Genomic DNA, 16,873 nt, shown 5'->3' with positions numbered 1-16,873 from the left:
CGGTGTGCGGCCCTTGCTATGGCCCTTTCTCCCCACGCGGAACCGGGCCCTTTCCATGCCCACAACCGGGCAGGGGGCGGAAGCGGCTGTTGACGCTCCGGGGCGCGCGTGCCTACACTTCCATACAGCAGAAGAAAAGTTCCGCAGAATGGAATCGCAAGGTAGCGAGACGCGGACGGACCCTGGGAGACGACGATGAGCCCCGCACCGACGTACACCGTCAACTGCTCGATCCTGCTCACGGACCTGCCGCTGCTCGAGCGGCCGGCCGCCGCGGCGGCCGCGGGCTTCCGCGGCGTCGAGTTCTGGTGGCCGTTCGCCTCGCCCACCCCGGCGCAGGACGAGGTCGACGCGTTCGTCGGCTCGATCGAGGCGGCGGGCGTCCAGCTCACGGGCCTCAACTTCGACGCCGGGAACATGCCCGGCGGCGACCGCGGCCTCGTGTCGTGGCCCGCGCGCTCGGCCGACCTGCGGGCCAACCTCGACGTCGTCACCGCGATCGGCGAGCGCACCGGCTGCCGGGCGTTCAACGCGCTCTACGGCAACCGCCAGGAGGGCGAGTCGCCCGAGGCGCAGGACGAGCTCGGCGCGGAGAACCTCGCGCTCGCGGCCCGCGCCGTCGCGCGCATCGGCGGGACGGTGCTCGTCGAGCCCGTGAGCGGCGCGCCGGCGTACCCGCTGAAGACCGCCGCCGACGCCGTGCGCGTCCTCGACCGCGTCGCGACCGAGCACGGCGAGACGAACCTGGGTCTCCTGTTCGACGTCTACCACCTGTCCGTCAACGGCGACGACGTCGACGCGGCGCTCTCGACCTACCGCGGGCGCATCGCCCACGTGCAGATCGCCGACGCCCCCGGGCGCGGCGAGCCCGGCACGGGCGACCTGCCGATCGACCGCTGGACCAAGGACCTGCGCGCCGGCGGCTACGACGGCTGGATCGGCCTCGAGTACAAGACCGACGCCGTCGACCCGTTCGCGTGGCTCCCGGTCGCCGAGCGCTGACGCGCCCCGCCGATCTCACGCAGTCGCCCGCCGGCCGTTCGCGGCCGACACAGACCCTGACCTGAACCACCCAGAGGAGCACACCATGGCCTCCATCGCCTTCATCGGACTCGGCATCATGGGCAGCCCCATGGCCGTCCACCTGCAGAACGCCGGCCACGACGTCGCGGGCTACAACCGCAGCCCCGAGAAGGCCGCCCCGCTCGTCGAGGCCGGCGGTCGCGCGGCGGAGTCCGTCGCCGACGCGGTCTCGGGCGCGGACGTCGTCGCGATCATGGTCCCCGACTCGCCCGACGTCGAGGCCGTCCTCACCGGCGACGACGGCGTCCTCGCGAACGCCAAGCCGGGAGCGCTCGTCGTCGACTTCTCCTCGATCCGGCCCGACGTCACCGTCGCGCTCGCCCAGCATGCCAAGGACGCCGGGCTGCGCATCGTCGACGCTCCCGTCTCGGGCGGCGAGCCGGGCGCGATCAACGCGGCGCTGTCGATCATGGTCGGCGGCACGCCCGAGGACTTCGCGGCGGCCCAGCCGTTCCTCGACGTCGTCGGCAAGACGGTCGTGCACGTGGGCCCGAACGGCTCCGGCCAGACGGTCAAGGCCGCCAACCAGCTCATCGTCGCCGCGAACATCCAGGCGCTGGCCGAGGCGATCGTGTTCCTCGAGGCGTACGGCGTCGACACCGACGCCGCGATCGAGGTGCTCGGCGGCGGGCTCGCGGGCTCGGCCGTGCTGAACCAGAAGGCGCGCAAGATGCTCGACCGCGACTTCGGCCCCGGCTTCCGCATCGAGCTCCACCACAAGGACCTCGGCATCGTCACCGCCGCGGCCCGCGAGGCGGGCGTCGTCGCGCCGCTCGGCGGCCTCGTCGCCCAGCTCATGGCCTCCGCCCGCGCCAACGGCGACGGCGGCCTCGACCACTCCGGCCTGTTCCGCGGCGTCGAGCGACTCTCCGGCCGCGACGGCTCCTGACCTTCCCCTGACGACGACGTCACCTCCAGCAAGGAGAGAAACCATGCCTCGTATGCGTGCGGTGGATGCCGCAGTGGCGATCCTCGAGATCGAGGGCGCGACCCAGGCGTTCGGCCTGCCCGGCGCCGCCATCAACCCCTTCTACTCCGCGATGCGCGCCCACGGCGGCATCGACCACGTGCTCGCCCGCCACGTCGAGGGCGCGTCGCACATGGCCGACGGCTACTCCCGCGCGAAGCCGGGGAACATCGGCATCTGCATCGGCACGTCGGGCCCCGCGGGCACCGACATGATCACCGGCCTCTACGCCGCGTGGGCCGACTCGATCCCGATGCTCTGCATCACGGGCCAGGCGCCCGTCGCCAAGCTCGACAAGGAGGACTTCCAGGCCGTCGACATCGCGAGCATCGCCGCTCCGGTGACCAAGCTGGCCAAGACCGTCCTCGAGGCCGGCCAGGTGCCGCAGGTCTTCCAGCAGGCGTTCCACCTCATGCGCTCGGGCCGCCCGGGCCCGGTGCTCATCGACCTGCCGATCGACGTGCAGCTCGCGGAGATCGAGTTCGACCCGGCGACCTACGAGCCGCTGCCCGTGCTCCGCCCGACGGCGACGCGCGCCCAGGCCGAGAAGGCGATCGACCTGCTGCTCGCGGCCGAGCGCCCCGTGCTCATCGCGGGCGGCGGCATCGTCAACGCGGGCGGCGAGGACCTGCTCGTCGAGCTCGCCGAGACGCTGGGCGTCCCGGTGATCCCGACCCTCATGGGCTGGGGCGTCATCCCCGACGACCACGCGCTCATGGCCGGCATGGCCGGACTGCAGACGTCGCACCGTTACGGCAACGCGAACCTGCTCGCCTCGGACTTCGTGCTCGGGATCGGCAACCGCTGGGCCAACCGCCACACCGGCGGGCTCGACACCTACCGCAAGGGCCGGACGTTCGTCCACGTCGACATCGAGCCGACGCAGATCGGGCGCGTGTTCGCGCCCGACTACGGGATCGTCTCCGACGCGCGGGCCGCGCTCGAGCTGTTCGTCGAGGTCGCGCGCGAGCGGCGCGACGCGGGGCAGGCGCGCGACTACTCCGGCTGGGCCGCCGAGTGCGCCGAGCGTAAGCGCACGCTCCAGCGCAAGACGCACTTCACCGAGATCCCCATCAAGCCGCAGCGCGTGTACGAGGAGATGAACAAGGCCTTCGGCCCCGAGACGCGCTACGTCACGACGATCGGGCTCTCGCAGATCGCCGGCGCGCAGTTCCTCCACGTGTACCAGCCGCGGCACTGGATCAACGCCGGCCAGGCCGGGCCGCTCGGCTGGACCGGTCCCGCGGCGCTCGGCGTCGCGAAGGCCGTGCCGGACGAGCCGGTCGTCGCGCTCTCGGGCGACTACGACTTCCAGTTCATGATCGAGGAGCTCGCGGTGGGCGCGCAGTTCAACCTGCCGTACGTGCACGTCGTCGTGAACAACTCCTACCTCGGCCTCATCCGGCAGTCACAGCGCGCGTTCGACATGGACTACCACGTCCAGCTCTCGTTCGAGAACATCAACTCGCCCGAGGTGGGCGGCTACGGCGTCGACCACGTCAAGGTGGCCGAGGGCCTCGGCTGTAAGGCGATCCGCGTGACCGACCCCGACGAGCTCGGCGACGCGTTCGCCAAGGCGCAGGGCATGGCCGCCGAGTTCCGCGTGCCGGTCGTGGTCGAGGTGATCCTGGAGCGCGTGACGAACATCGCGATGGGCGTCGAGCTCACGGGCGTCAACGAGTTCGAGGACCTCGCGATCTCGGCCGACGACGCGCCGACCGCCGTCGCGCTGCTCGACTGAGCGTGCCGCACCGTAGGAGCAGACGACATGGAGGAGGACGCGATGAGCGCGGGTGAGGCGAGCGGTCGCCAGCACGAGTACGACCTCGTCGTGCGCGGCGAGCGCGTGCTCGTCGCGTCCGGCGAGCAGCCCCGTGAGGTCGGGGTCAGCGGGGGAGTGGTCCGCGCGATCGAGCCCCTGGGCGCGGGGCTCGACGGCGCACGCGTCGTCGAGCTCGAGCCGCACCAGGTGCTGATCCCGGGCCTGGTCGACACGCACGTGCACGTCAACGAGCCGGGCCGCACCGAGTGGGAGGGGTTCGCGTCCGCGACGCGCGCCGCCGCCGCGGGGGGTGTGACGACGATCGTCGACATGCCGCTCAACTCCATCCCGCCGACCGTCGACGTCGAGGCGCTCGAGACCAAGCAGAAGGTCGCCCGCGACCAGGCGTTCGTCGACGTCGGGTTCTGGGGCGGCGCCGTGCCCGGCAACGGCGACGAGCTGCGGCCCCTGTGGGACGCGGGCGTGTTCGGGTTCAAGTGCTTCCTGCTGCACTCGGGCGTCGAGGAGTTCGGGTACCTCGAGCCCGACGAGCTCGAGGCCGACCTGCGCGTCCTCGCCGACTTCGACGGGCTCATGCTCGTGCACGCGGAGGACTCGCGCGCCATCGAGCACGCGCCAACGCCGCACGGCGACCACTACGACACCTTCCTCGCGTCACGCCCGCGCGGCGCGGAGAACGTCGCGATCGCCGCGGTGATCGAGGCGGCACGCTGGACGGGCGCACGCGCCCACGTGCTGCACCTGTCCAGCTCGGACGCGCTGCCCATGATCCGCAGCGCGAAGCGCGAGGGCGTGCGCCTCACGGTCGAGACGTGCCCGCACTACCTGGCGCTCGCGGCCGAGGAGATCCCCGACGGCGCGACGCAGTTCAAGTGCTGCCCGCCCATCCGGGAGATCGACAACCGCGAGCTCCTCTGGGAGGGGCTCCTCGACGGGACGATCGACTGCATCGTGTCCGACCACTCGCCGAGCACGCCCGACCTCAAGGACCTCGACACGGGCGACTTCGGGACGGCGTGGGGCGGCGTCTCGTCGCTCCAGCTCGGGCTCGCGATCGTGTGGACCGAGGCCCGGACGCGGGGCGTGCCGTTCGCGCGCGTCGTCGAGTGGATGTCGTCGCGCCCGGCTGGCATCGCGGGGCTCCAGCGCAAGGGTTCGATCGCGCTCGGGTTCGACGCCGACGTCGCGGTCGTCGAGCCGGACACGGCGTTCGTCGTCGACCCCAACGCGCTGCACCACAAGAACCCCATCACGCCGTACGCCGACCGCGCGCTCTCGGGCGCCGTCGTCGCGACCTACCTGCGCGGCGAGGAGATCACCTTCGACCGCCCCACGGGTCGCTTGCTCGCGCGCGGCGAGGCCTGAGGGGAGCAGACTCCCGTGCCCGGCCGCGGGGGCCGGGCACGGGGAACCACCTGATCCCGACACGACGAGGGGCGGCACCGCTGGTGGGTGCCGCCCCTCGTCGAGCGCGAGATAGAGCCCTGGTGGGCCGGGGTAGAGCCCTGGTCATGACCACGGCTCTACCTCGGCCCACCAGGGCTCTTCCTCGGCGTGGGGAGAGGGCGGGTCAGGACTCCGCGAGGAGCTCGTCGAGCTGCTCGTAGCCCTCACGGACGCCGACCTCCATGCCGCTCGCGACGAAGCTGTCGCGACCCTCGATCGAGTCGACGAGCGACGTCGCGGTGAGGCGGCTGCGGCCGTCGGGCAGGTCCTCGAACACGAGGCGGTCCAGGGAGACGCCGTCGGGGAAGCCCTCGTAGGTGAACGTCTGGACGATGAGCTCGTCCGGGCGCACCTCGTGCACGCTGCCGAAGAACGGGTACTCGTTGCCGTCGGGGTCGACCTGGACGTAGCGGTACGCGCCGCCGGTGCGCACGTCCCAGTGCTCGTTGCGCTGGGTGAGGTAGCGCGGGCCGTTCCAGCGCGCGAACAGCTCCGGGTCGAGGTGCGCGCGGAAGACCTTCGCCGCAGGCGCGTCGAACTCGCGCACGATGCGGACGATCGGGAGGTCCTTCGGGACGACGATCTCGGTCTCGTGGGTGCCGGTGGTGGTCATGACGGTGCTCCTGTCGTCGGGTCGTTCGGGGGCGCGGCCGCCGGGTCGGGCAGGTCGCGCAGGACGTCGTCGAGGCGGCGGTAGCGGTCCTCTGCCTCGCGCCGGTAGCGCTCGATCCACTTCGTCATGAGGTCGAAGACCTCCGCCTCGAGGTGCACGGGGGCGCGCCGGGCGTCCGTCGTGCGGGTCACCAGGCCGGAGTCCTCGAGCACGCGCAGGTGCTTGGACACCGCCTGGACGGACATGTCGTACGGCCGGGCGAGCTCGCCCACGCTGGCGTCGCCCGACGCGAGCCGGGCGACCATGTCGCGGCGCGTGGGGTCGGCGAGCGCCGAGAACACGCGCGAGAGCGGGTCGGCCGTCACGGAACCTCCTCGTCGGACGCCGCGTGCGGCGCCCGATAATCAACTGTTCGGTTGACTATGACGCTACGCCGGCGTTCGACTATCGTCAACCCTTTGGTTGAGAAATTCTCAGCGACGCCGCGCTCGCTCGAAGTCGTCGAGCGAGACCGTGCGCTCGACGGCGTGGTCCACGATCCGCTCGGGGTAGCCGGCCGGCTGCTCCCGCAGCTTCCATGGCTCGTGGACCGCCCGGCCCTCGACGCCTCGCAGCTCCGGCACCCAGCGGCGCACGTAGGTGCCGTCGGGGTCGAACTTCTTGCCCTGGGTGACCGGGTTGAAGATGCGGAAGTACGGCGCGGCGTCCCGGCCCGTCCCGGCCACCCACTGCCAGTTGAGCTGGTTCTGCGACACGTCGCCGTCCGCGAGGTGCGCCAGGAAGTGCGCCGCGCCGCGCTGCCACCGCACGTGCAGGTCCTTGACGAGGAACGACGCGACGACCATCCGCACCCGGTTGTGCATCCACCCCTCGCCCAGGAGCTGCCGCATGCCGGCGTCCACGAGCGGGTAGCCGGTGCGCCCGGCCGCCCAGGCCGCCAGGTACCGGTCCTCGTCCGCGCCGGTCGCCCACGCGTCGTCGGGCACGACCGTGCGCAGCGACCGCCGCGCCGCTCCCGGGTGGTGAAACAGGACGTCCGCGTGGAACTCGCGCCACGCGAGCTCCGAGCGGTAGGCGAGCGCGTCGTCGGACGGCGCGAGCCCGTCGTGCAGTGCGGTCCGCACGTCGGCGAGGAGGGTCCGCGGGTGGAGCTCGCCCCACTTGAGCGGGATCGACATGCCCGACGTCGCCGGCCGGTCGGGGCGGTCGCGCTCGGTCGCGTAGCCCGCGAGGTGGTCCGCCAAGAAGGCCCGCCACCGGCGGCGTGCGGCAGCCTCGCCCGCGGCGGGAAGGTGCGCGTCGGTCCCCGGGTCGTCCGGGACGCCGTCGGACCGCGCGTCCGCCCACGGCGCGTCGCGCGGCCGGGGCGCCGGGTCGCGCCACCCGTGCGCGACCCACGCCTCGCGGAACGGCGTGAAGACCTGGAACGGGGTCCCGGTCCGCGTGAGCACGCGCCCGGGCGCGACGGCGTAGGGCGAGCCGGTGCGCACGAGGCGCGCGCCGCCGTCGGACAGCGCCTGCGCGACCGCCTCGTCCCGCGTGACGCCGTACGGCTCGTACGACGCCGCGACGTGCACCTCCTCGGCGCCCGCCTCGCGCGCGAGCGCGGGCACGACGGTGCGCGGGTCCCCGTGCCGCACGACGAGCCGCCCGACCGTCGCGGCGTCGAGCGCGGCGAGGCTCCGCGCGAGGTAGGCCCGACGCGGGTCGCCCGCCGCGCCCCAGAGGCGCGGGTCGAGCACGTAGAGCGCGACGACGTCGTCGCGGGCCTCCCGCGCGGCCTCCACGGCCGTGACGAGGGCCGGGTTGTCGGCGAGGCGCAGGTCGCGGCGGCACCACCAGATCGTCGGCACCCGGCCACGCTAACGGTCGCCTGCCGCGCACGCCGGTGGGAGCATCGCAAGATGGACGGTGACGACCCGCAGGGGCAGGACGACGCCCGGCGCCGCGCTCTCGGTCGTGAGGCGCGCACCGAGCCGGACCCGGGCGCACCACCGGTCGGGGCGGGCACCGCGGCCGGCGTCGGCGCGGCCGAGGGGCCGGCGGCAGGGGCGATCGAGGGGGACCACGCGTTCTTCGGGCACCCGCGCGGCCTGCTGACGCTCTTCACCACGGAGCTGTGGGAGCGGTTCAGCTACTACGGGATGCGCGCGATCCTGCTGTTCTACCTCACGGACACCGTGGCGAACGGCGGTCTCGGCATCGGGGAGACGACCGGGCTCGCTCTCGTCTCGATCTACGGCACGAGCGTGTACCTGCTCTCTGTCGTCGGCGGCTGGCTCGCGGACCGCGTGATCGGCTCGCGGCGTTCGGTCCTGTACGGCGGGATCATCATCGCGGCCGGGCACGTGAGCCTGACGGTCCCCGGCACGGGCTTCTCGATGGCCGGCATCGCGATGGTCGCGCTCGGGACGGGCCTGCTCAAGCCCAACGTGTCCTCGATGGTCGGCGAGCTCTACGCGCGCGACGACCCGCGCCGCGACTCGGGGTTCTCCATCTTCTACATGGGCATCAACCTCGGGTCGTTCATCGCACCGTTCCTCGTCGGGGCGGCGCGCGCCTGGGGCGGCTACCACGCAGGGTTCGCCGTCGCGGCGGTCGGCATGGCCGTCGCGCTCGTGTTCTTCGTCGCCGGCCGCCGCTACCTCGGCGAGGCGGGCGCGCACGTGCCCAACCCCGTGCGCCCCGAGGAGCGGGCGAAGATCGCGCGCATCTTCCTGCTCATCGCCGCGGGCGTCGTGCTCGTGGGGCTGGTCGCGGTCCTGGTCGCCGGCGGCTTCGACATCTCGACGTTCATCGACACGATGTCCTACCTCGCGTTCCTCGCGCCGATCGCCTACTTCATCGTCATGTACCGCTCGCCGCGCGTGACCGACGCCGAGCGGCCCCGCGTCATCGCGTACATCCCGCTGTTCGTCGCGGCGATGCTGTTCTGGATGATCTTCGAGCAGGCCGCCACGACGCTCTCCGCGTTCGCCAAGGACCGGACCGAGCTCACCTTCTTCGGGGTCGGCATCAGCCCCGAGTTCTTCCAGTCGGTCAACCCGCTGTCGATCATCGTCCTCGCGCCGGTGTTCGCGTGGATCTGGATCAAGACCGGCGACCGCCCGACGACGGCCAACAAGTTCGCGATCGGACTCACGCTCGCGTCGGTCTCGTTCCTCTTCCTCGCCGTCGCCTCCGCGGTCGTGGGCGACGGGAAGGCGCCGTCGTGGGTGCTCGTGCTCGTCTACGTGATCCAGACGCTCGGCGAGCTGTGCCTCTCGCCCGTCGGTCTCGCGGCCACGACGCTCCTCGCGCCCAAGGCGTTCCGCTCCCAGGCGATGGCGCTGTGGTTCCTCGCGCCCGCGGCGGGGCAGGCCATCACGGCGCAGGTCGTGCAGGTCACCGAGGGAGCGTCGGACACCGCGTACTTCGGCAGCATCGGCGCCGTGACCCTCGTCTTCGCGCTCGCGCTGTTCGCACTCGCGCCGTGGGTCACGCGGCACATCCGCCACGCCGACGAGCTCGAGGGGGTGCACACGGCCGGGGCCTGACCGGGGCGAGCGTCGTCGCGCGCACAGCGACCGGGGCGCGCGAGGTCGCGCCGTTGCGACCTCGCGCGGTTCCGGGGCCTGGCGGCCCTGCTGTCAGCGCAGCCAGGGCGCCCGGCGGACCAGGGGCAGCGCGGCCCAGCGGCGTCCGAGCCCCCAGGTGTCGCCCGCGAGCGTCGTCGCGAGGACGACGAGGAGCAGCACCACGAGGACGTGCTGGTCGACGACCGGGTTGTTCGACCCGGCGGCGAACGGCCACTGCGAGAGCCAGAGCATCCCGAAGAGCAGAGCGCCGCTCACCGCGGCCACGCGCAGGCCGATCCCGAGCAGGAGCGCGAGCCCCACGCCGAGCAGCCCGAGCATGAAGAGCCAGTCGGTGACCGGGCCGGCCATCGCGGTGAACGTCCCCGCGAGCGGGCCCTGGACCCCGTGCTCGAGGTAGCCCTGCGCCGGGGCGGCGCCCGCGAGCCACGCGCGTTCCCGCGGCGTCGCGTAGCCGAGGCCGACGAGCTTGTCGGCGAACGGCCAGAGGAAGACGACGGCGCCGCCGAGCCGGGCGAGCGCGAGGGCGTGCCGGGCGGAGGAGCGCGTGACGACGTCGTCCTGCGTGACGTGGCCGGGCGCGGCCGGCGCGGCGGCGCCGGGAGCGGTCCCGGACGACGCGTCGGGAGGTGAGGTCGTGCGCGTGGTGGACGTGGACATGAGGTGCCCCCTCGGGAACGGGATCTGAGATCGGGTCGGTGCCAGGGCCTGGCCTGCTGCCCCTGCGCGGTGTCGCTCTCCGTCGAGGCGTCGCCGAGCGCCCTGGCCGTGCCGTGCTCGTCCACGGTGGCAGGGCGACCCGCGGCGGTTCAACCCTTACGTAACGTTTAGGTGGAGATCCCTCAGTGGGTAGGGACTCCGCGTACGTAGCCCGACGACCACGAGACGGACGCCCGGTTCGTCCGGTCGCCGGCAGGCGTAATGTGACCCGGCGGCCGGAGGATCGGCCGCGGCCACCCGTCGAAGGAGCTGAACCGACATGAGCCGCCCCCTGCGCTCCCGGACGTCCACCCACGGCCGCAACATGGCCGGCGCCCGCGCCCTCTGGCGCGCGACCGGCATGGGCTCGGAGGACTTCGGCAAGCCGATCATCGCGATCGCGAACTCGTACACGCAGTTCGTCCCCGGCCACGTCCACCTCAAGGACATGGGCGACCTCGTCGCGTCGGCGATCCGCGAGGCCGGTGGCGTCTCCAAGGAGTTCAACACCATCGCCGTCGACGACGGCATCGCGATGGGCCACGGCGGCATGCTCTACTCGCTGCCGAGCCGCGACCTCATCGCCGACTCGGTCGAGTACATGGTCAACGCGCACTGCGCCGACGCGCTCGTGTGCATCTCCAACTGCGACAAGATCACGCCCGGCATGCTCAACGCCGCGCTGCGACTCAACATCCCCGTAATCTTCGTGTCCGGCGGTCCCATGGAGGCCGGCAAGGCGGTCATCGCCGACGGCGTCGCCAAGACCCACCTCAACCTCGTCAACGCGATCAACTACTCGGCGGACGACAACGTGTCCGACGCCGCCCTCGCGCAGGTCGAGGAGAACGCGTGCCCCACGTGCGGCTCGTGCTCCGGGATGTTCACCGCCAACTCGATGAACTGCCTCACCGAGGCCCTCGGCCTGTCGCTCCCGGGCAACGGCTCGACGCTCGCCACGCACGCCGCGCGCAAGGAGCTCTTCCTCGAGGCCGGCCGCACGATCGTCGACCTCGCCAAGCGCTACTACGAGGACGAGGACGACTCCGTCGCGCCGCGCTCGATCGCGACCAAGGCCGCGTTCTCCAACGCCATGGCGCTCGACGTCGCGATGGGCGGCTCGACGAACACGGTGCTGCACATCCTCGCCGCCGCGCAGGAGGGTGAGGTCGACTTCGACCTCACCGACATCGAGCGCATCAGCCGCCAGGTGCCGTGCCTGTCCAAGGTCGCGCCGAACCACCCGAACTTCCACATGGAGGACGTGCACCGCGCCGGCGGCATCCCCGCACTCCTCGGCGAGCTCGACCGCGCGGGCCTGCTCGACCACGACGTCACGAGCGTCCACACGCCGACGCTGCGCGCGTGGCTCGACGACTGGGACGTCCGGGGCGGCAAGGCGACCGAGCGGGCGATCGAGCTGTTCCACGCGGCGCCCGGGGGGGTGCGCACCACGCAGGCGTTCTCGACGTCGAACCGCTGGGAGTCGCTCGACACCGACGCGGCCGACGGCTGCATCCGCGACCTCGAGCACGCGTACACCGTCGAGGGCGGCCTCGCCGTGCTGCGCGGCAACCTCGCCGAGGACGGCGCCGTGTTCAAGACCGCCGGGGTCGACCCCGACGTCTTCCACTTCGTCGGCAAGGCCCTCGTCTGCGAGTCGCAGGACGAGGCGGTCGAGAAGATCCTCACCAAGCAGGTCGAGCCGGGGCACGTCGTCGTCGTGCGCTACGAGGGCCCCGCGGGCGGCCCGGGCATGCAGGAGATGCTCTACCCGACGTCGTTCATCAAGGGCCGCGGGCTCGGCAAGGTCACCGCGCTCATCACCGACGGCCGCTTCTCCGGCGGGTCGTCCGGCATCTCGGTGGGACACGTCTCGCCCGAGGCCGCCGCGGGCGGCGTCATCGGCCTCGTCGAGGACGGCGACGAGATCGAGATCGACGTCGACACGCGCCTCATCCGCCTCAACGTCCCGGACGACGTGCTCGCGGAGCGCCGCGCCAAGATGGAGGCGTCGGAGAACCCGTGGCAGCCGGTCGACCGCGACCGCTACGTCTCGCCGGCGCTCCAGGCCTACGCCGCCATGGCGACGTCCGCCGACCGCGGCGCCGTCCGCGACGTGTCGCTCATCAAGCGCAGCCGCTGATCCCGACGACGACGGGCCCGCACCTCGCGAGGTGCGGGCCCGTCGTCGTGCTCGGGTCTCATGCCCGCGTGGTCGGGTCCGCGGCGGGGGTGGCCTCGGTGCTCGGGGCTGCGGCGCCGTCACCCCGGGCTCTTCTGCCGTGGGTTCTAGGAGCGCCGCTCTGACGCCCCTTCGCATCCGAGCCCACCCCCACCGCTCGGCCGTCGGCACACCATCGCCTGGCGACAGGCCGACCGCGGTCCCGGCAGGCCGAACAGGTGACGTGGCTCGTCAGTCACGCTGGACGACCCCATGAGACCTGTTCGGCGTGACGTCGCGACGTCCAGAGCGGCGACAACGACACGACCTGCGACCGTGACCTGCGGCACAGCGGTGGGTGTGCGGCAGTTCCTGCGGCGACCGGATGCGGCAGTGGGAGATCCCGGCGAGACCGACACCGCGGGCGGTCGCCCGGGTGCGCGCCGACCAGGGCGAGACGACGTAGGGCGGGGTGGGTGGTGGTGCCGCGTCGTGGCGGGCCTGGCGGGAGCCGCGAGGAACGAGCGGCGGATGGTAGACGCGGCACCACCACCCACCCCGACCACCCAGGGCGACCAGACCGGCGTCGGGCAGGAAACGACCACGGTTCTACCTCGGCCGACCGCGGTTCTACCTCGCCGGGGCGCGGGTGGGTTCCTAGAGTGGGGGCATGACTGGGCAGACCCCGCGCACGGACGCCGGACCCGACCTCAAGCCTCGTTCCCGCCAGGTCACGGACGGCCTGGAGGCGACCGCGTCGCGCGGGATGCTGCGCGCCGTCGGCATGGGCGACGAGGACTTCGCCAAGCCGCAGATCGGCATCGCGAGCTCGTGGAACGAGATCACGCCGTGCAACCTGTCGCTCGACCGGCTCGCGCAGGGCGCCAAGGAGGGCGTGCACGCGGGCGGCGGGTACCCGCTGCAGTTCGGGACGATCTCCGTCTCCGACGGCATCTCCATGGGCCACGAGGGGATGCACTTCTCGCTCGTGAGCCGCGACATCATCGCGGACTCGGTCGAGACCGTGGTGCAGGCGGAACGCCTCGACGGGACGGTGCTGCTCGCCGGTTGCGACAAGTCGCTCCCCGGGATGCTCATGGCGGCGGCGCGGCTGGACCTCGCGAGCGTGTTCCTCTACGCGGGCTCGATCATGCCGGGCTGGGTCAAGCTCTCCGACGGCACGGAGAAGGACGTCACGCTCATCGACGCGTTCGAGGCCGTCGGCGCGTGCGCGCGCGGGCTCATGAGCCGCGAGGACGTGGACCGCATCGAGCGCGCGATCTGCCCCGGCGAGGGCGCGTGCGGCGGCATGTACACGGCGAACACGATGGCGTCGGTCGCGGAGGCGATGGGCATGTCGCTGCCGGGGTCGGCGGCACCGCCGTCGGCGGACCGGCGTCGGGACGCGTTCGCGCACCGCTCGGGCGAGGCCGTGGTCAACCTGCTGCGGCTCGGGATCACCGCGCGCGACATCATGACCAAGGAAGCGTTCGAGAACGCGATCGCCGTGGTCATGGCGTTCGGCGGGTCGACCAACGCGGTGCTGCACCTGCTCGCCATCGCGCACGAGGCCGAGGTCGACCTCACGCTCGCCGACTTCGACCGGGTCGCGAGCCGCGTGCCGCACCTGGGCGACCTCAAGCCGTTCGGGCGGTACGTGATGAACGACGTCGACCGCATCGGCGGCGTGCCCGTCGTCATGAAGGCCCTGCTCGACGCCGGGCTGCTGCACGGCGACGCGCTCACCGTCACGGGCCGCACGGTCGCGGAGAACCTCGCCGACATCAACCCGCCCGACCCGGACGGCAAGATCCTGCGGGCGCTCGACAACCCGATCCACCACACCGGCGGCATCACGATCCTGCACGGGTCGCTCGCTCCCGAGGGCGCCGTCGTGAAGTCCGCCGGGTTCGACGAGGACGTGTTCGAGGGGACGGCGCGCGTGTTCGAGCGCGAGCGCGCGGCGCTCGACGCCCTGGAGGACGGGACGATCACGGACGGGGACGTCGTCGTCATCCGGTACGAGGGGCCCAAGGGCGGTCCGGGGATGCGCGAGATGCTCGCGATCACGGGCGCGATCAAGGGCGCCGGGCTCGGCAAGACCGTCCTGCTGCTCACCGACGGGCGCTTCTCCGGCGGGACGACCGGCCTGTGCGTCGGTCACGTCGCGCCCGAGGCGGTCGACGGCGGCCCCATCGCGTTCGTGCGCGACGGCGACCCGATCCGGCTCGACGTCGCGAACAAGACCCTCGACCTCCTCGTCGACGCCGACACCCTCGCGGCACGGCGTGACGGGTGGGCTCCGCTGCCCCCGACGTTCACGCGCGGCGTGCTCGCGAAGTACGCGAAGCTCGTCCAGTCCGCGTCGCGCGGCGCGATCCTCGAGTGACCCCGGGGCGCGCGGGCGGGAGAGGCGCGCACTAGCGTGGTGTCACACCTCGCCGCAGCGACGCCGACCCGGAGGACCGCCATGACCGAGACCGCCGACGACCGCATCACCGCGCGGCAGTTCCACGACAGCGACGGCGTCGAGGACTGGCGGGTCATCCTCAGGACGGTGCAGACCCTGTTCCGCACGGGGTCGTTCACCGCCGGGGTCGAGCTGGTCGACGCGATCGGCGAGCTCGCCGAGGCGGCGAACCACCACCCCGACGTCGACCTGCGCTACGGGACCGTGACGGTCCGGCTGACCTCCCACGACGTCGGTGGCGTGAGCGCGCGCGACGTCGCGCTCGCGCGGCAGATCTCCGCCGCGGCGCGCGAGCTCGACCTCGTCGCGGACCCGACGGCGGTGCAGGACCTCGAGATCGCGATCGACACGCTCGTCGGATCGGCGGTCCAGCCGTTCTGGCACGCCGTCCTCGGGTTCGACGAGGGCTCCCCGGAGCTGCCCGCGCCTGACCTCCACGACCCGACGACCCACGCCCCGGCATTCTGGTTCCAGCAGATGGACGCGCCGCGGGAGCAGCGCAACCGCATCCACGTGGACGTGACGGTGCCGCACGACGTCGCCGAGGCGCGCGTCACCGCGGCCATCGCCGCGGGAGGGCACCTCGTGTCCGACCGCCGCGCGCCCGCCTTCTGGGTCCTGGCCGACGCCGAGGGCAACGAGGCGTGCGTGTGCACCTGGCAGTCGCGCGACTGACGCGCGACGCAGCCGCCGCTCGGTGGCGGCGCCACGTCCGGCCGCGGGTTCAGGCGCGCGCCACGACGAGCTCGTCGTAGCCCGGGACGAGCACCTGCCGCTTGGCACGGCGGGACACGACGCGCAGGGGTACGCCGTCGTCCCACAGCGCGTGCAGCAGCGCGGCGATCTCGGCGCGCGCGAGCGCGGCCCCGAGGCACAGGTGGCGGCCGGCGCCGAACCAGAGCTGCCGGGTCTCGCGCACGTAGGGGCGGTCCGCGCGGAACGGCCCGGCGGCGGCGTTCGCGGCCCACGTGAGGATCATGACCCGCTCGCCGGCGCGCAGCGTGCGCCCTGCGACCTGGACGTCCGCGGAGACGCCGCGCCCGATGACCGACGCCGGGCTGGTCACGCGCAGCCCCTCGCGCACGGCGTTCTCGACGACGTCGGGCTCGCCCGCGGCGCGCTCGACGGGGTGCGCGCGCTCGTCGGCCATGAGCCGCAGCAGGCGGTGCTGCTCGCCGGTGTCGATCAGGAGCGCCGTGGTGCGGGCCATGGCGGACGCCGACGTCTCGGTGCCCGCGACCATGAGCAGGCTCGCGAGCCCCGTGGTCTCCTCCAGCCCGAGGCCGAGCTCGCGGCACCGGCCGAGCAGGCGGTCGGCGGGGGCGTGCCGCCACCCGTCGGGCACGCCCCGGGTCAGCTCGGTGACGATCTCCTGCGCCGCGGTGACCTGCTCCGGCGAGAGGTACGTCGAGCCCGCGCTCCCGAGCGCGATCGACGCGAGGCGCTCTCCCGTCGCGAAGGCCGTGAGCGCGTCGTCGTCGCCCGGGACGACGGTGGCTGCGTCGTCGGGAGCGGCGGTCCCGCCGAGCGTCGGGATGCCGAGCAGGGAGATCATCATCCGGCCCACGAGCACCCGGGCCAGCCGACCGACGTCGACCGTGCCGCCTGCCGCGAGGGTCCGGCGCGCGTCGTCGAGGGCCACCAACCACGCGCCGTCGACGAGCGCCGCGGCGCTCGCCTCGGTGAACAGCTCGCGCGAGCGCGTGCGCAGGTCATGGTGGCCCGGGCCGTCGAACAGGTCGAGCACCCAGTCGCCGAGGATCTGCGCCCACAGGTGCCCGACGCCGCCCTCGCCGACGATCGTGAAGTGCCGATGGTCGGTGAGGATGCGCCGCCCGACCGTCGGGTCGGCGGTCACCCAGCCGAGCCCCGGCACCTTCCGCAGACCGCCGCCCTCGCGCGCTCCGGCGAGCGCCCCGCCCGCGAGCAGGACGCCGGCCATCGCGGGCCGCGCGGCGGCGAGCACCTGGAGCTCGCGCCGGGTCGTGGGCAGGGCGCGGCGCCTCTCGCGGGTGGTCGCCGGCGGGGTCGTGGTCGCAGTCACCGGGTCAGTGTGGCGCACGCGCAGCGGTT

At 73.0% G+C, this 16,873-nt stretch carries 13 protein-coding genes; 8 read left to right on the top strand and 5 right to left on the bottom strand.

Annotated elements, in window-relative coordinates:
• Positions 1-195: 195 nt before the first annotated feature.
• From ACFVN3_RS17860 to allB, 4 genes are all read left to right on the top strand, one after another.
• Positions 196-1,002, top strand: a complete 807-nt coding sequence (locus ACFVN3_RS17860; RefSeq protein WP_378234295.1) for a hydroxypyruvate isomerase family protein — start codon at positions 196-198, stop codon at positions 1,000-1,002.
• Between the two features lie 85 nt (positions 1,003-1,087).
• Positions 1,088-1,972 (top strand): 2-hydroxy-3-oxopropionate reductase, encoded by an 885-nt coding sequence (locus tag ACFVN3_RS17855; protein WP_378234294.1) that lies wholly within the window; start codon positions 1,088-1,090, stop codon positions 1,970-1,972.
• Between the two features lie 43 nt (positions 1,973-2,015).
• Positions 2,016-3,791, top strand: coding sequence for a glyoxylate carboligase (gene gcl, locus ACFVN3_RS17850; RefSeq protein WP_378234293.1), 1,776 nt, complete (start codon positions 2,016-2,018; stop codon positions 3,789-3,791).
• A gap of 42 nt (positions 3,792-3,833) precedes the next feature.
• A complete protein-coding gene (allB, locus tag ACFVN3_RS17845; protein ID WP_378234292.1) occupies positions 3,834-5,198 on the top strand; it encodes an allantoinase AllB in 1,365 nt (454 codons plus the stop codon).
• A gap of 205 nt (positions 5,199-5,403) precedes the next feature.
• On the opposite strand, the gene ACFVN3_RS17840 is transcribed toward allB, so the two are convergent.
• From ACFVN3_RS17840 to ACFVN3_RS17830, 3 genes are all read right to left on the bottom strand, one after another.
• Complete coding sequence (locus ACFVN3_RS17840; protein WP_378234291.1) at positions 5,404-5,892, bottom strand: SRPBCC family protein; 489 nt, start codon at positions 5,890-5,892, stop codon at positions 5,404-5,406.
• On the bottom strand, positions 5,889-6,257 hold the full coding sequence (locus ACFVN3_RS17835; protein ID WP_378234290.1) for an ArsR/SmtB family transcription factor: 369 nt from the start codon (positions 6,255-6,257) through the stop codon (positions 5,889-5,891). Before ACFVN3_RS17835 ends, ACFVN3_RS17840 begins: the two co-directional genes overlap by 4 nt.
• Before the next feature lie 108 nt (positions 6,258-6,365).
• Positions 6,366-7,745, bottom strand: a complete 1,380-nt coding sequence (locus tag ACFVN3_RS17830) for a cryptochrome/photolyase family protein (RefSeq protein ID WP_378234289.1) — start codon at positions 7,743-7,745, stop codon at positions 6,366-6,368.
• A 51-nt stretch (positions 7,746-7,796) separates the two neighbouring features.
• On the opposite strand from ACFVN3_RS17830, the gene ACFVN3_RS17825 reads away from it, so the two are divergent.
• Complete coding sequence (locus tag ACFVN3_RS17825; RefSeq protein WP_378234288.1) at positions 7,797-9,428, top strand: peptide MFS transporter; 1,632 nt, start codon at positions 7,797-7,799, stop codon at positions 9,426-9,428.
• Between the two features lie 93 nt (positions 9,429-9,521).
• Here the strand turns inward: ACFVN3_RS17825 and ACFVN3_RS17820 are convergent, their stop codons facing one another.
• Complete coding sequence (locus ACFVN3_RS17820; protein WP_378234287.1) at positions 9,522-10,127, bottom strand: DoxX family protein; 606 nt, start codon at positions 10,125-10,127, stop codon at positions 9,522-9,524.
• Between the two features lie 319 nt (positions 10,128-10,446).
• On the opposite strand from ACFVN3_RS17820, the gene ilvD (ACFVN3_RS17815) reads away from it, so the two are divergent.
• The 3 genes from ilvD (ACFVN3_RS17815) (at position 10,447) to ACFVN3_RS17805 (ending at position 15,475) form a co-directional block, all read left to right on the top strand.
• Positions 10,447-12,312 (top strand): dihydroxy-acid dehydratase, encoded by a 1,866-nt coding sequence (gene ilvD / locus ACFVN3_RS17815; protein ID WP_378234286.1) that lies wholly within the window; start codon positions 10,447-10,449, stop codon positions 12,310-12,312.
• A 688-nt stretch (positions 12,313-13,000) separates the two neighbouring features.
• Entirely contained in the window at positions 13,001-14,719 is a 1,719-nt protein-coding gene (ilvD, locus tag ACFVN3_RS17810) for a dihydroxy-acid dehydratase (protein ID WP_378234284.1), read from the top strand.
• An 81-nt stretch (positions 14,720-14,800) separates the two neighbouring features.
• Entirely contained in the window at positions 14,801-15,475 is a 675-nt protein-coding gene (locus ACFVN3_RS17805; protein WP_378234283.1) for a 4a-hydroxytetrahydrobiopterin dehydratase, read from the top strand.
• 49 nt (positions 15,476-15,524) lie between these two features.
• Here ACFVN3_RS17805 and ACFVN3_RS17800 read toward each other — a convergent pair whose 3' ends face one another.
• The gene (locus tag ACFVN3_RS17800) at positions 15,525-16,844 is read right to left on the bottom strand and encodes a cytochrome P450 (protein ID WP_378234282.1); all 1,320 of its coding nucleotides are present in this window, start codon (positions 16,842-16,844) and stop codon (positions 15,525-15,527) included.
• Positions 16,845-16,873: the final 29 nt, after the last annotated feature.

This window comes from Cellulosimicrobium sp. NPDC057862 (genome assembly GCF_042797035.1).
GTDB lineage: Bacteria > Actinomycetota > Actinomycetes > Actinomycetales > Cellulomonadaceae > Cellulosimicrobium.
The sequence above is the reverse complement of the archived record's forward strand: the minus strand, read 5'-3'. Positions and strand labels throughout refer to the sequence as shown.

Excerpts from the sequence above, each read along its gene's own strand:
- ilvD (WP_378234286.1), top strand. The coding sequence starts at position 10,447 with ATGAGCCGCCCCCTGCGCTCCCGGACGTCCACCCACGGCCGCAACATG.
- ACFVN3_RS17860 (WP_378234295.1), top strand. The coding sequence starts at position 196 with ATGAGCCCCGCACCGACGTACACCGTCAACTGCTCGATCCTGCTCACG.
- ACFVN3_RS17825 (WP_378234288.1), top strand. The coding sequence starts at position 7,797 with ATGGACGGTGACGACCCGCAGGGGCAGGACGACGCCCGGCGCCGCGCT.
- ilvD (WP_378234284.1), top strand. The coding sequence starts at position 13,001 with ATGACTGGGCAGACCCCGCGCACGGACGCCGGACCCGACCTCAAGCCT.
- gcl (WP_378234293.1), top strand. The coding sequence starts at position 2,016 with ATGCCTCGTATGCGTGCGGTGGATGCCGCAGTGGCGATCCTCGAGATC.
- ACFVN3_RS17805 (WP_378234283.1), top strand. The coding sequence starts at position 14,801 with ATGACCGAGACCGCCGACGACCGCATCACCGCGCGGCAGTTCCACGAC.
- allB (WP_378234292.1), top strand. The coding sequence starts at position 3,834 with ATGAGCGCGGGTGAGGCGAGCGGTCGCCAGCACGAGTACGACCTCGTC.
- ACFVN3_RS17820 (WP_378234287.1), bottom strand. The coding sequence starts at position 10,127 with ATGTCCACGTCCACCACGCGCACGACCTCACCTCCCGACGCGTCGTCC.
- ACFVN3_RS17840 (WP_378234291.1), bottom strand. The coding sequence starts at position 5,892 with ATGACCACCACCGGCACCCACGAGACCGAGATCGTCGTCCCGAAGGAC.
- ACFVN3_RS17855 (WP_378234294.1), top strand. The coding sequence starts at position 1,088 with ATGGCCTCCATCGCCTTCATCGGACTCGGCATCATGGGCAGCCCCATG.